This window comes from Brenneria sp. L4-2C, from assembly GCF_040240335.1.
Taxonomy (GTDB): domain Bacteria; phylum Pseudomonadota; class Gammaproteobacteria; order Enterobacterales; family Enterobacteriaceae; genus Brenneria.
This window is the reverse complement of the sequence record NZ_JBEIAC010000015.1, coordinates 37,803-50,278: the sequence shown is the minus strand read 5'-3', so window position 1 is coordinate 50,278 and position 12,476 is coordinate 37,803. Positions and strand designations below refer to the sequence as shown.

Here is a 12,476-nt window from a genome sequence, read left to right as displayed (position 1 = left end):
GCGACTGAAGCGCGGGACACGCTATTCCGTGTCCCGGCATGAGTTAAATTTCCCTGGCATGGCGAATTAACGACAATTAAAAGCCGAGTGATTTAGCGTTATCTTTAGTGACTTCCAGAATTTTATTAAACCGAATAACCTTGTTGTCCATGTCGACATCCGCCTTACCCAGTCCCTCAATCTCAAGATCGGCGGTGACCGGCTGACCGCGCAACAATTGCTCCGCCACCGTCACGACGGCATAACCGGCATCTTTCGGATCCCACAACAGCGCTTTTTTGATATCGCCGCGTATCAGGTAAGGCGCGGCCTGAGACGGCATGGCGATCCCCACCACGGTAATCTTATCGCCGCCGCGTTTCCTGGACAGCGCCTGGCCTGCGCCGATCGGCCCCAGTGAGCCAAAGCCGATAATGCCTTTCATCTGCGGGTAGGTTTTGATCAACTCCTGCGTCGTGGAGAACGATCTGTCGATGCTTTCCGCCACCGGCAAACGCGAAGTGACTTCAAACATCTCCGGGTATTTTTCTTTCTGATATTTAATGGCGTAATCCGCCCAGGCGTTATGCAAGGGGACGGTCAGCGAGCCGACGTAAATGGCGTAGCCGCCCTTGCCGTCCATGCTTTGCGCCAGCTCATCCATATTCGCCTGCGCGTACTTCTCGCTGTCGATGGTTTCAATATCCCACTGGCCGATCTGCTGGTCCGGGGATTCATGCGTCAGCACCACAATGCCTCTGTCTCTGGCCCTCTTCAGCACCGGCTCCAGCACGCTGGCATCGTTTGGCACCACAATAATGGCGTTGACGTTCTTGGCGATCAGATCCTCAATCACTTTCACCTGTGCGGCCGGATCCGGGGTGGATGCGCCGGTTTGGTAAGCGTTAACGTTGAGCTTCTGCGCCGCTTCCTTCACGCCCACTTCCATACGGTTAAACCAGGGAATACCGGTGACCTTGGCCACCACGGCGATTTCATATTTTTCCGCGGCGAAAGAAGGGATTGTTGCCAGCATGCAAACAGAAACCGCACATGCCTTAAGTAATGCGAGGTTAGATTTCATAGCTCTACCTTTTCTTCTCTGTAGGGTGGGGGTTTCTCCACCGTTGAAGATTACAAAGAAATGGAAGAGGTTACGTAGCTGAAGTTACATAAATGTGATCAATGAACATTTATGATAAATTATATCACTTATTTAGTTAAATTTGTGTTAAATAAAATGATGGTAGTAATATTACCACTACACCCAGGTCATAAATAAACCAAATACAAACATTAAAATAACATTTATTTAACATATGGCAGGCTATACCGGCCGCTATTTGGCCGCCGACATCCGCGCTACATAAAAATATCTGCCGGAATTGCGTACTCGCTCACTTTCTGCGATGCGGCGACTGTCGGAATGGAAATGACGAGAGGAATCGATACGATTTCTATTATATGACAAAAGGCATAGCTGATAAGCCATGCCTTTTACTGTTTTATTCCGCGATCGGGTTTTACTCTTCTTCTTCTTCATCCCGCAACGGAACGATCAACATATCGATATGTACCGTATTAATCAATTGGCGCGCGGAGGACATGAGTTTGCTCCAGAAATCCTGATGGTGACCGCAGAGTACCAGGTCCATATCGTACTTTTTGATGGCATCAACCAGAATTTGCCCCAAATCGCCGCTGCCGCTCAATGTCTGAGTAATGGGGTAACCGGCGTTCTGAGAAAGCTCAAGCAGCGCATGCTGGGTTTCTTCGGAGATGCGTTGCTGCATATCCCCCAGGTTGACGTCAATAAGCCCGGTATACAGATCGGAGTAATTCACATCGACATGAATCAAAGATACTTTCGCGTTATAGGGTCTGGCCATAGAGACGGCTTTTTCCACTAACACTTTACTTTCCGGAGAAAGGTCAACAGCAATAAGGATATGTTTGTAAGCCATAATAAGACTCCTTCCGTAAAGGCTAAGATTAGGTCAGCAGATTTTCTGCTGCCAATCTGATACTTAATAGCGATTTATAGGATAGCACCTTGCCGCGCCACGGTATGTTCAGCAGATCACAACGATATATTTTAACAAAACGGCATAGGAAATAATCAGATCCTTGGGTAGCTAACATCTTGATTCTTCCATTAAAGACCTATTTTCAATCCTGTCAATATTATGGGGTAGTTTAGTAGAAAGCCCTTACATTTACCGCAAAGATGCCGTGTTTATGCTTCAAATAAGCGCACTAAGGCAGAGAAAGTCGTCTAATGCGTCGATTTTCCTGTAGCTGTAGAAAAAAGAGACATTCCTCTTCTACAATAAAAGTGAGGGGAGCGGCCTGTCTGACCCTCTCAGGGGAGAAATAACAATGGGGTTAACCGTGATGCGTTAGTCGTCCGGTCACACGATAAAATCACGTGAAGAACGTGTGGCATAAATATTCGCAGAAGTGCCGTGGGTTTATACCAGGGTCGCTGACGAATATGACTCTTACCGGGAGGGAAGCATGATCAGTACATTTGCGCTTTTCTGGGCTTTATGTGTTGTCTGCATCATCAATATGGCGCGATATTATTCCTCATTACGTGTATTACTTCTGGTATTACGTGATTGCGATCCGTTGCTTTATCAGTACGTGGATGGCGGAGGATTCTTCACATCACATGGTCAGCCAAGCAAACAAATCAGATTGGTGCGCTATATTTACGCGCAGCGTTATCTTGAGCACCACGATCCTGAATTTGTGCGCCGCTGCGAAAGGGTACGGGGGCAATTTCTGCTGACTACCGCGTTGTGTGGATTAGTGGTTATCAGCCTGATAGCGATGATGATTTGGTATTGAAAAAATGAACTGTATCGACAATAAAAAGGCGATCCGTTAAGAATCGCCTTTTTTTATGCCGCCGGCTTCCCGCCTGAACGGGAACGACGCCGACGGTCTTAATCAACCGCCTCGCCCATCGCTAGATCAGCTTTAACGCCAGCCAATACAGCGAACCCGACAAGACCAACGAAACCGGCAACGTCAGTACCCAGGCCAGCAGGATATTTTTCACCGTTTTCCCCTGAACGCCGCCGCCATCGACGATCATCGTCCCGGCTACCGCGGACGACAACACGTGAGTGGTGGATACCGGCATCCCGGTATAGCTGGCGACGCCTATCGACAAGGCGGCGGTGGCCTGCGCCGAGACGCCCTGCGCGTAAGTCATTCCGCGCTTGCCGATCTTCTCGCCGATGGTGGTCGCCACGCGCTTCCAGCCCACCATGGTACCCAGTGACAGCGCCAGCGCGACGGCGATGATGATCCAAATCGGCGCATATTCGACGGTCTGCAACAGATCCTTACGCAGATTGCTCAGATAACGTTTGTCATCAGCCTCGGTTTCCGGCAGCTTGATAATCCGATCCATGGTATCGGCAATGCACATCAGCAACCGGCGCACCTTGCCGCGATCATCCGCAGTTAACTGCTCGTAGCTTTTCAGGTTATTGAGCAGGCTCTGAGTCTGATCGATAGCCACCATGACGCGGGAGCTATCGCAGTAGAATTCCGTCGCGCCGCTCTCATCGGCCGGAATGGTTTTTTCCTCCGTCGGAATCAGCGGCGGCGACAGATCAATAACATGTCCCAGCGCGGCGCCATGCTGATGATAATATTCCTGTAGGTTAACCACTGAATCGCGGGTACGGCTAATGTCATAGCCGGACGCATTCATATTGACGATAAATCCGGCCGGCGCCACGCCGATCAAGACCAGCATAATCAGACCGATGCCTTTCTGACCGTCGTTGGCGCCGTGTGAAAAGCTGACCCCGATAGCCGATAAAATCAGCGCGGTGCGCGTCCAGAACGGCGGCTTGCGTTTGCCATCCTGCTTTTCACGATCGTTTGGCGTAAGGTGTACGCGTTTACGTTTTTTACTGCTATTCCAGAAACGACGTAATAAAAACACCATCACGCCCGCAATAACCATCCCCGCGATCGGCGACAAGATTAACGACAGGAAAATGCTGACCATTTTGGGAATATTGAGCGCATCCACCACAGAGGTATCCGTCAATAAGGCATTGGTCAGACCGATACCAATGATGGCGCCAATCAGCGTGTGCGAGCTCGAAGCGGGGAGCCCGAAATACCAGGTGCCGAGGTTCCAGATAATGGCGGCCAGCAGCATGGAAAAGACCATCGCCAGACCATGCGCCGAACTGACATTCAGCAATAAATCGGTAGGGAGCAGGTGAACGATGGCGTAAGCAACGCTTAGCCCGCCCAGCAACACGCCCAGAAAGTTAAAGATGCCCGCCATGACGACAGCGAACTGCGCTTTCATTGCGCGAGTATAAATAACGGTAGCGACGGCATTGGCCGTATCGTGAAAGCCATTAATAGCTTCATAGAACAATACAAACAACAAAGCCAGTATCAACATCAGGCCGGTGTAGTAATCCAGTCCGGCAAATAAATGTAGCATAAGCGTTAGGCCATTTAGTGGTCATGAACGCGGCGCATTATCCGCGACAAGCGGGGGCGGGGAAAAGAGAAAAATGACATTTTTTTGACTTGGTTTGCCACGGCGCATAGCAGACCTGATAGTTTATCGATAAAAATCATATAGTTATAGTTTTTTACCAAATAACGTAAATTGTTACGCTAGTATCTGACGGAAACGGACACTACAATTTGCCGCCCTGAAGACGCTCAGCGCGCCCTATTTCAGGCTAAAGATCACGCAAAACCCCAATCGGAGAAATCATTGTGGAACAGTTTGACGTTGTCATCATCGGCGCCGGCGCGGCGGGATTATTCTGTGCCGCACAGGCCGGACAGCGTGGGTTACGCGTTCTGTTGCTCGACAATGGTAAAAAACCCGGCCGTAAAATCCTGATGTCCGGCGGGGGGCGCTGCAACTTTACCAATATGTATGCCGAGCCTGCGGCCTACCTCTCTCAAAATCCCCACTTCTGCAAGTCCGCGCTGGCGCGATATACCCAATGGGATTTCATCAGCCTGGTGAACAGCCACCATATCGCCTACCACGAAAAAACCCTCGGTCAGCTATTTTGCGACGACTCGGCCCAACAGATCGTCGATATGTTGGTGCAAGAATGCGAGCAGGCTAACGTCACGATCCGCTTACGCAGCGAAGTGACCGCGGTGGAAAAAGCGGGCGACGCGTTTATCCTGCAATTAGCCAACGGCGTCGCGCTGCATAGCGCCGCGCTGGTGATCGCCAGCGGCGGCCTGTCCATGCCGGGTCTGGGCGCGACGCCTTTCGGTTATCAAATCGCCCGCCAGTTTGGGTTAAACGTGCTGCCCACGCGCGCCGCGCTGGTACCCTTCACCCTGCATAAGCCGTTGCTGGCGCATTTGCAGACGCTCTCCGGCGTTTCGGTACCGGCGACAATCGCCGCGGAAAATGGCGTAACATTTCGCGAAAATATTCTGTTTACCCACCGGGGGCTTTCCGGCCCGGCGGTGCTGCAACTTTCCAGCTATTGGCAGGCCGGCGAATTCGTCACCATCAATTTACTGCCGGATCGGAATATTGCGACGCTGATTAATGATGAACGATCGGCTCACCCCAACCAGAGCCTGAAAAACACGCTGGCGCAGTGGCTTCCCAAACGGCTGGTCGAGTGCCTGCAAACCCTGGGACAGGTGCCGGATGTCACGTTAAAACAGCTTAACGGCGCGCAACAACGGCAACTCGAGCAGAGCTTGGGACAATGGCGGGTTCAGCCCAACGGCACCGAAGGTTACCGCACCGCGGAGGTCACCCTGGGCGGCGTGGATACCCGGGAGCTGTCGTCAAAAACCATGGAGGCCGGTAAAGTGCCGGGACTGTACTTTATCGGCGAAGTGGTTGATGTGACCGGGTGGCTGGGCGGCTACAATTTCCAGTGGGCCTGGAGTTCAGCCTGGGCCTGCGCGCAGGCGCTGCCTTACGCGAAACAGAACCGTTAAGGGTTAAATCCCATCGCCGCAGCGGGAAAGGAGGAGATTTTACAGCAGCGACTTATTTGCATCGCACAATAAATAAGCAGTAAAAACAACTAATTTTACTGCTTATGCAGGCTTGCCAGCGCTGGCGACTCACGTATCCTCATCCAAGGTATTGGATCCGCGACAAAGGAGATGCGGATGATTTCCAGACATGGCAAGAAGCATAAACGTCATTGGCCGCTATTACTGACGGCGAGCGCACCGCTACTGCTTGGGTTGCTGTTTACCTTTGTTGAATCCCGGATAATGGTAAAACGAGACCTGGAATCGACGGCGCAAATCATTATGTTTCATGCCGATCACATCGCCGCCCAGGCATGGTCGATGGTGGACGAACTGGATCATTTAGCCGGTCAGCCTTGCAGCGCAATTCGTACTGACCTGCAACAGCTTGGCGCGGTATTCTCCTATTTTCGCGTGCTGGGCGTAACGCGCGACGCCAGGGTTTACTGTTCGTCGACGCCTCGCGATATCTCAATGCCGACGGACATCGCGCTGCAACGACTCATGCCGACGCCTGCGCCTGAACGATGGAGTCAGTCCATTAGAGGCGTCGCCAACGTAAAAGACCGGCCGGCGGTCGTCTTCGCGCAAACGCAGCCCCGAGGCTATGGATCTTATGTCGTCGTTGATGCCCGGCATTTCATTGATCTGATGCGCGCCGTCGGTCAGATGCGCAAATATCTGCTGACGCTGACCGTCAACAAGGGGCATCCCATTCAGGTTGGTCAGCCCTTCTCTCCCGCATCGGGTATCTTTCCCACCATGGAGTTGGTTCTCAAGTCAAATCAGTATCCGATCGCCATACGCGTAATGGCCCCGGCATCGGAATCAATAAAAATTTGGCAAAAAACGAGCGTGACCTTCCTCCCGCTCGCCATCATGTTGTCACTGATTTTCACCGTCATCTTATGGCGCAGACAAAAACGCAAGCGCCAGCGGCGGGATGAAATTTCCCGGGGAATTGTCAAAGGCGAGTTTTCCGTCTATTACCAGCCGGTGTATAACGTCAGGTTACAGAAATGCATCGGCGTTGAAGCGCTGCTGCGCTGGCGGCGCAACAACGGACAATGGATCAAGCCTGACGTCTTTATTGCGAGCGCCGAAACGGAAGGCATGATTATCCCCCTCACCCGACATCTGTTCGATCTCGTCGCGTCGGACATCGCTGGCTGGAAGGTCACGCCGGGATTCCATCTTTCCCTCAATGTGGCCGCGGAACATTTACAGCATCCGGATTTCGTCTCGGATGTCCGCGATTTCGCACAAAGGATTGCGGCGCATCGGTTAAACATCACGCTGGAGCTGACGGAACGCACGCTGATCGACAACGGCCCGGAGGTGATACAGCGCCTGCATCAGTTGCGCGAGGACGGACTCACGATATCCATTGATGATTTCGGCACCGGTCATTGCTCCCTCTCCTACCTGCAAAACTTCCCGTTGGATTTTCTGAAAATCGATCGGGGATTCATCCGCGCCCTCTCATCACCGGATGAAGAAGCGCCGATTCTTGACGCCATCATCAGCCTGAGCCATCGAATGAAACTGGGAATGGTGGCGGAAGGCGTCGAAACCACCGAGCAATTGGCTTATCTGAAACAACGCGGCGTTATTTGCATGCAGGGATTTCTTTATGCCAAACCCATGAGCAGCGAATCCTTCATCGTCTGGTTTCATTACAACCGCGACAGGTTGCCGGAGCGCGTTTTACTCAAAAAGGACGCATAAACAGAGGGGAGCCGATAGAGCAATGTCTACCGGCTACGGTTTATACATTCGGGGGATCAGAAGCGATAACCAACGCCAATATTGAACCCGTCGGCGCGCGTATCGTAAATTTTCGTCCCTTCATAACCCGCGTCGATCACCCAGTTATCCGTCGGCGCGATTTGAACGCCGAAGCCATAGGCAAAACTGGACTTATTTTCGCTACCAGAACGGCGGGAGACGATGTCGCCCTCTTCCCAACTGGATTTACCATAACCAATCCCCGACAAACCATAGATGCTGACGATATCGTTAAAACGATAAGACGGACCGGCCATCAGTGAATAGTATTTAAACTTATAATGATCGTTGAGTGAGTTCTGATAATACTCCGTCTCTTTTGCACTGACATACGTGAAAGAGCCGATAATACCGAGGGCGGAATCACCCTGATAATGGTACTTGGCCGTAATGCCTTTCAGGTCTTTAAAATCGTCAACCTTCGCTTGCGCATAGCCTAATGATACCGTCTGAGCTGCATTGGCAACCGACATTCCCATACCGCAAGCAACCAGAGCGGAAAACAACAACGCCGTTTTTTTCATCATCGATGACATCTTCCATGTTTGAACCATAGTGAACAACACAATGCGCCAACCAGGTAATAGTTGCGCATCGCACCTATTTTCTCCGCGTATAAAATCGCATTTAATAACAATTTCGTAAAGATGCTTACGTTTAGATTGCGATAAAAATACAGAAAAACAAATGCGTTAGTAAACAAATGGATAGAGAAAAACGAACACATAACGACCAACAAAAGCGCGGCTTTTGAGACGTTTCTTACGCTTGAAAAGCTGAAATCGACGCAATGGAAGACTGAACGCGAAAAACAGGGGAAAGACGTGAGGAAAAACGAAGAAAGGGAAATTGGTCGGTGAGAGAGGATTCGAACCTCCGACCCCTTCGTCCCGAACGAAGTGCGCTACCAGGCTGCGCCACTCACCGAATGCGGGCGCATATTACTGCTACCCTATTGAAGCGTCAATCTCTTTTTAGCAAAACGATTATAGCTGGCGGTAAAGTATCCAGTCGCCGCGCGATCCCCCTTATCCCCGCCCAGTCCATGCTGAAATGTCAGGAAAACGCGCTGGATGCGGAACCGGCGAACAAGACTTGAACGATACCATCGGTGACGCTAAGGTACTCACCCGTTATAACGCCTGGTTTCCTTATGATCACTATCGCTCTCATTGACGATCATCTTATCGTTCGTTCCGGTTTCGCCCAACTGCTGGCGCTTGAGCCGGATATGCAGGTTGTCGGCGAATTCGGCTCCGGCCGTGAGGCGCTGGCCGGTCTGCCGGGACGCGCGGTGCAAGTCTGCATATGCGATATCTCCATGCCGGACATTTCCGGCCTTGAACTGTTAAGCCAACTGCCGAAAGGCATGGCGGTGGTGATGCTGTCGGTTCACGATAGCCCGGCGCTGATTGAACAAGCGTTAAATGCCGGCGCGCGCGGATTTCTCTCCAAACGTTGCAGCCCCGATGAACTGATCGCCGCCGTGCGGACGGTGTCGACGGGCGGTTGCTACCTCACGCCGGATGTAGCGCTGAAGCTTGCCTCCTCGCGGCAGGATCCGCTGACCCGCCGCGAACGCCAGGTGGCGGAAAAACTCGCGCAGGGGATGGCGGTAAAAGAGATTGCCGCCGAACTGGGGTTATCGCCTAAAACGGTACACGTTCATCGCGCCAACCTGATGGAAAAACTCGGCATCAGTAATGATGTGGAGCTGGCCCGTCGACTGTTTGCCGATTGGTAATGCGTCCGATGCTTACCCGGTTGATCGCGTTTGTCGCCAGCTTTTTTATCTTCTCCGCCGCATGGTTCTGTCTGTGGGGCATCAGTCTGCATCTGGTGGAACGACCAGAGCTGGCCGCATTGCTGTTCCCGTTTGGTTTACGCCTGGGGTTGATGCTGCAATGTCCGCGCAGTTACTGGCCGGTATTGCAGGGCAGCGAATGGCTGCTGCTGATTTGGCTGGCGCAGGAAGTCGCCCTGCTTCATCTGCCATTATTGATGATCGGCAGTCTGCTGTCGCTGCTGCCCGTCGCGTTGGTCAGCCGCCAGCGTCGTCACAATGATTGGCATACCCTGTTGTTACAGGGGGGCGCGCTGATCGCGGCCGCGCTGTTGCAATCGCTGCCCTGGCTCGGCGACGGAGAAAACGCGCTGACCGTGCTGCTGTTGACGCTGACCGGCGGACTGACGCTGGCGCCCACCTGTCTGGTTATCTGGCATTACCTTACCAGCGCCACCTGGCTGCCGCTCGGGCCAGCGCTGGTTTCGCAACCGGTCAACTGGCGTACCCGGCACCTGCTGTGGTATCTGCTGCTGTTTGCGGTCAGCCTGTGGCTACAACTGGGGCTGCCGAACGAACTGGCGCGCTTTACGCCGTTTTGCCTGGCGCTGCCGATTATCGCCCTCGCCTGGCATTACGGCTGGCAAGGAGCGCTCATCGCCACGCTGATGAACGCCATCGCCCTGATCGCCAGTCAAACCTGGCACGACCAGACCGTGGATTTACTGCTCTCGTTGCTGGCGCAGAGCCTGACGGGACTCTTGCTGGGAGCGGGGATCCAGCGGCTGAGGGAACTAAACCTGTCGCTGCAAAACCAGTTGGCCCGCAACCATCGCCTCGCCGAGCGACTGCTGGAAACCGAAGAGAGCGTACGCCGGGAAGTGGCGCGCGAACTGCACGACGACATAGGCCAGACCATTACCGCAATTCGCACGCAGGCCGGCATCCTTCAGCGCCTGGCGCCGGAAAATCGCGGCGTAAAGCAAAGCGGCGCGTTAATTGAAACGCTGTCTCTCGGCGTGTATGACTCGGTGCGTCGTCTGCTGGGCCGCCTGCGGCCGCGTCAGTTGGACGATCTTTCTCTTGAGCAGGCGATGCGTTCGCTGACGCGCGAAATGGAGCTGGAAGCGCGCGGCATCGTCAGCCGCCTTAGCTGGCAAATCGACGAAACGCAGCTCAGTGAAAGCCAGCGCGTCACGCTGTTTCGCGTCTGTCAGGAGGGGCTGAACAACATCGTCAAACACGCCAATGCCCATACGGTCACGCTGCAATGCTGGCGTCAAGACAACCAATTGATGTTGGTGATTGAAGACGACGGCTGCGGGCTGCCGCCGAACTCAGGGCAGTTGGGCCTGGGCCTGACCGGCATGCGCGAACGGGTATCGGCCCTCGGCGGTTCGCTGAGTATTTCCTGCACCCGCGGAACCCGCGTCACCGTCAGTTTGCCGCTGCGTAATCAATAAGGATCGTCATGTTTGGTTTTCTGAAAATTCCCCCCAGCATCCCGCCGCTTGCCGACCGGCAAACCATTGACGATACCTATCGCTACTGGCGGCGACATATCCTGCTCTCCATCTATCTGGGCTATGCGTTGTTTTACTTCACGCGTAAAAGTTTCAACGCGGCGGTGCCGGAAATTCTCGCGAACGACATTCTGACGCGCTCCGACATCGGCCTGCTCGCCACGCTGTTTTACGTCACCTACGGATTGTCGAAATTCTTTTCCGGCATCGTCAGCGACCAGTCCAACGCCCGCTACTTTATGGGGCTGGGGCTGATTGCCAGCGGCGTGGTGAACATCCTGTTCGGCTTTTCATCGTCGCTATGGGTGTTTGCTCTACTGTGGGGCGCCAATGCCTTCTTTCAGGGGTGGGGCTCGCCGGTATGCGCGCGCTTACTCACCACCTGGTACTCGCGTACCGAACGCGGCGGCTGGTGGGCGCTGTGGAATACCGCGCATAACGTGGGAGGCGCCTTGATCCCCATGGTGGTGGGGGCGGCGGCGCTGCACTACGGCTGGCGCGCCGGGCTGATTATCGCCGGCGGGCTGGCGATACTGGTGGGGCTGTTTTTATGCTGGCGACTGCGCGATCGTCCGCAAACCCTGGGGTTGCCCAGCGTGGGCGAGTGGCGCCGCGATGCGTTGGAGATTGCGCAACAGCAGGAGGGCGTAGGGCTGTCGCACCGGGAAATTTTGCATAAGTATGTACTCACCAACCCTTATATCTGGCTGCTGGCGCTCTGCTATGTGCTGGTTTACGTGGTGCGGGCCGCCATCAACGATTGGGGCAATCTGTATATGTCGGAAACCCTCGGCGTGAACCTGGTGACAGCCAATTCGGCGGTCACCATGTTCGAACTGGGCGGATTTATCGGCGCGCTGGTCGCCGGCTGGGGATCGGACAAACTGTTCAACGGCAACCGCGGACCGATGAACCTGATCTTCGCCGCCGGCATCCTGCTGTCCGTCGGCTCGCTGTGGCTGATGCCGTTCGCCAGCTATGTCATGCAGGCGGCCTGCTTCTTTACCACGGGATTTTTTGTTTTTGGCCCGCAAATGCTGATTGGCATGGCGGCGGCGGAATGCTCGCACAAAGACGCGGCGGGCGCGGCGACCGGTTTCGTCGGACTCTTTGCCTATCTGGGGGCGTCGCTTTCCGGTTGGCCGCTGGCGCAGATTATGGATATCTGGCACTGGACCGGTTTCTTTGCAGTGATTGCCGTCGCGGCGGGCGTTTCCGCCCTGCTGCTGTTGCCGTTTTTAAATGCGCAAGCTCCGCGCGACAAGACGCAAAACATGTCCTTTTGACGTCGCGCCAGCGACGGCCCGTCAGGGACGGCGGGTTGCAAAACCTCGCGGAAGCGTGACCTGCTTCACTCTTTTTTACCTAAAAGGCCAAAACCG

At 53.9% G+C, this 12,476-nt stretch carries 10 protein-coding genes and 1 tRNA gene; 6 read left to right on the top strand and 5 right to left on the bottom strand.

What is annotated here, in order from left to right; translation table 11 throughout:
* Window positions 1–76: 76 nt before the first annotated feature.
* A complete protein-coding gene (locus tag ABRZ26_RS18540; RefSeq protein ID WP_319605603.1) occupies window positions 77–1,063 on the bottom strand; it encodes an autoinducer 2 ABC transporter substrate-binding protein in 987 nt (328 codons plus the stop codon).
* Between the two features lie 439 nt (window positions 1,064–1,502).
* On the bottom strand, window positions 1,503–1,943 hold the full coding sequence (uspA, locus tag ABRZ26_RS18535; protein WP_319605602.1) for a universal stress protein UspA: 441 nt from the start codon (window positions 1,941–1,943) through the stop codon (window positions 1,503–1,505).
* Between the two features lie 553 nt (window positions 1,944–2,496).
* Here uspA and uspB point away from each other — a divergent pair.
* A complete protein-coding gene (gene uspB, locus ABRZ26_RS18530; protein ID WP_319605601.1) occupies window positions 2,497–2,832 on the top strand; it encodes a universal stress protein UspB in 336 nt (111 codons plus the stop codon).
* A 121-nt stretch (window positions 2,833–2,953) separates the two neighbouring features.
* On the opposite strand, the gene pitA is transcribed toward uspB, so the two are convergent.
* Window positions 2,954–4,465 carry an inorganic phosphate transporter PitA gene (gene pitA / locus ABRZ26_RS18525; RefSeq protein ID WP_319605600.1) on the bottom strand — a complete coding sequence of 504 codons (1,512 nt, stop codon included), beginning with the start codon at window positions 4,463–4,465 and terminating at the stop codon, window positions 2,954–2,956.
* 284 nt (window positions 4,466–4,749) lie between these two features.
* Here pitA and ABRZ26_RS18520 point away from each other — a divergent pair, with 284 nt between their 5' ends.
* The gene (locus ABRZ26_RS18520; protein ID WP_319605599.1) at window positions 4,750–5,958 is read left to right on the top strand and encodes a BaiN/RdsA family NAD(P)/FAD-dependent oxidoreductase; all 1,209 of its coding nucleotides are present in this window, start codon (window positions 4,750–4,752) and stop codon (window positions 5,956–5,958) included.
* A gap of 177 nt (window positions 5,959–6,135) precedes the next feature.
* Window positions 6,136–7,728, top strand: a complete 1,593-nt coding sequence (locus tag ABRZ26_RS18515) for an EAL domain-containing protein (RefSeq protein WP_319605598.1) — start codon at window positions 6,136–6,138, stop codon at window positions 7,726–7,728.
* 56 nt (window positions 7,729–7,784) lie between these two features.
* Here ABRZ26_RS18515 and ABRZ26_RS18510 read toward each other — a convergent pair whose 3' ends face one another.
* Both ABRZ26_RS18510 and ABRZ26_RS18505 read right to left on the bottom strand, forming a co-directional pair.
* Window positions 7,785–8,315 carry an Ail/Lom family outer membrane beta-barrel protein gene (locus ABRZ26_RS18510; RefSeq protein WP_319605597.1) on the bottom strand — a complete coding sequence of 177 codons (531 nt, stop codon included), beginning with the start codon at window positions 8,313–8,315 and terminating at the stop codon, window positions 7,785–7,787.
* A 323-nt stretch (window positions 8,316–8,638) separates the two neighbouring features.
* Window positions 8,639–8,715 (bottom strand) — tRNA-Pro (locus tag ABRZ26_RS18505).
* A gap of 226 nt (window positions 8,716–8,941) precedes the next feature.
* Here ABRZ26_RS18505 and uhpA point away from each other — a divergent pair.
* From uhpA to ABRZ26_RS18490, 3 genes are read left to right on the top strand one after another with little or no spacing between them, the layout of a single operon-like run.
* Window positions 8,942–9,532 carry a response regulator transcription factor UhpA gene (gene uhpA / locus ABRZ26_RS18500; RefSeq protein WP_319605596.1) on the top strand — a complete coding sequence of 197 codons (591 nt, stop codon included), beginning with the start codon at window positions 8,942–8,944 and terminating at the stop codon, window positions 9,530–9,532.
* Window positions 9,532–11,034, top strand: coding sequence for a signal transduction histidine-protein kinase/phosphatase UhpB (uhpB, locus tag ABRZ26_RS18495; protein WP_319605595.1), 1,503 nt, complete (start codon window positions 9,532–9,534; stop codon window positions 11,032–11,034). Before uhpA ends, uhpB begins: the two co-directional genes overlap by 1 nt.
* 8 nt (window positions 11,035–11,042) lie before the next feature.
* Entirely contained in the window at window positions 11,043–12,380 is a 1,338-nt protein-coding gene (locus tag ABRZ26_RS18490; protein ID WP_319605594.1) for an MFS transporter, read from the top strand.
* Window positions 12,381–12,476: the final 96 nt, after the last annotated feature.

Excerpts from the sequence above, each read along its gene's own strand:
- ABRZ26_RS18510 (WP_319605597.1), bottom strand. The coding sequence starts at position 8,315 with ATGATGAAAAAAACGGCGTTGTTGTTTTCCGCTCTGGTTGCTTGCGGT.
- uspA (WP_319605602.1), bottom strand. The coding sequence starts at position 1,943 with ATGGCTTACAAACATATCCTTATTGCTGTTGACCTTTCTCCGGAAAGT.
- pitA (WP_319605600.1), bottom strand. The coding sequence starts at position 4,465 with ATGCTACATTTATTTGCCGGACTGGATTACTACACCGGCCTGATGTTG.
- uhpB (WP_319605595.1), top strand. The coding sequence starts at position 9,532 with ATGCGTCCGATGCTTACCCGGTTGATCGCGTTTGTCGCCAGCTTTTTT.
- ABRZ26_RS18540 (WP_319605603.1), bottom strand. The coding sequence starts at position 1,063 with ATGAAATCTAACCTCGCATTACTTAAGGCATGTGCGGTTTCTGTTTGC.
- ABRZ26_RS18515 (WP_319605598.1), top strand. The coding sequence starts at position 6,136 with ATGATTTCCAGACATGGCAAGAAGCATAAACGTCATTGGCCGCTATTA.
- ABRZ26_RS18490 (WP_319605594.1), top strand. The coding sequence starts at position 11,043 with ATGTTTGGTTTTCTGAAAATTCCCCCCAGCATCCCGCCGCTTGCCGAC.
- uhpA (WP_319605596.1), top strand. The coding sequence starts at position 8,942 with ATGATCACTATCGCTCTCATTGACGATCATCTTATCGTTCGTTCCGGT.
- uspB (WP_319605601.1), top strand. The coding sequence starts at position 2,497 with ATGATCAGTACATTTGCGCTTTTCTGGGCTTTATGTGTTGTCTGCATC.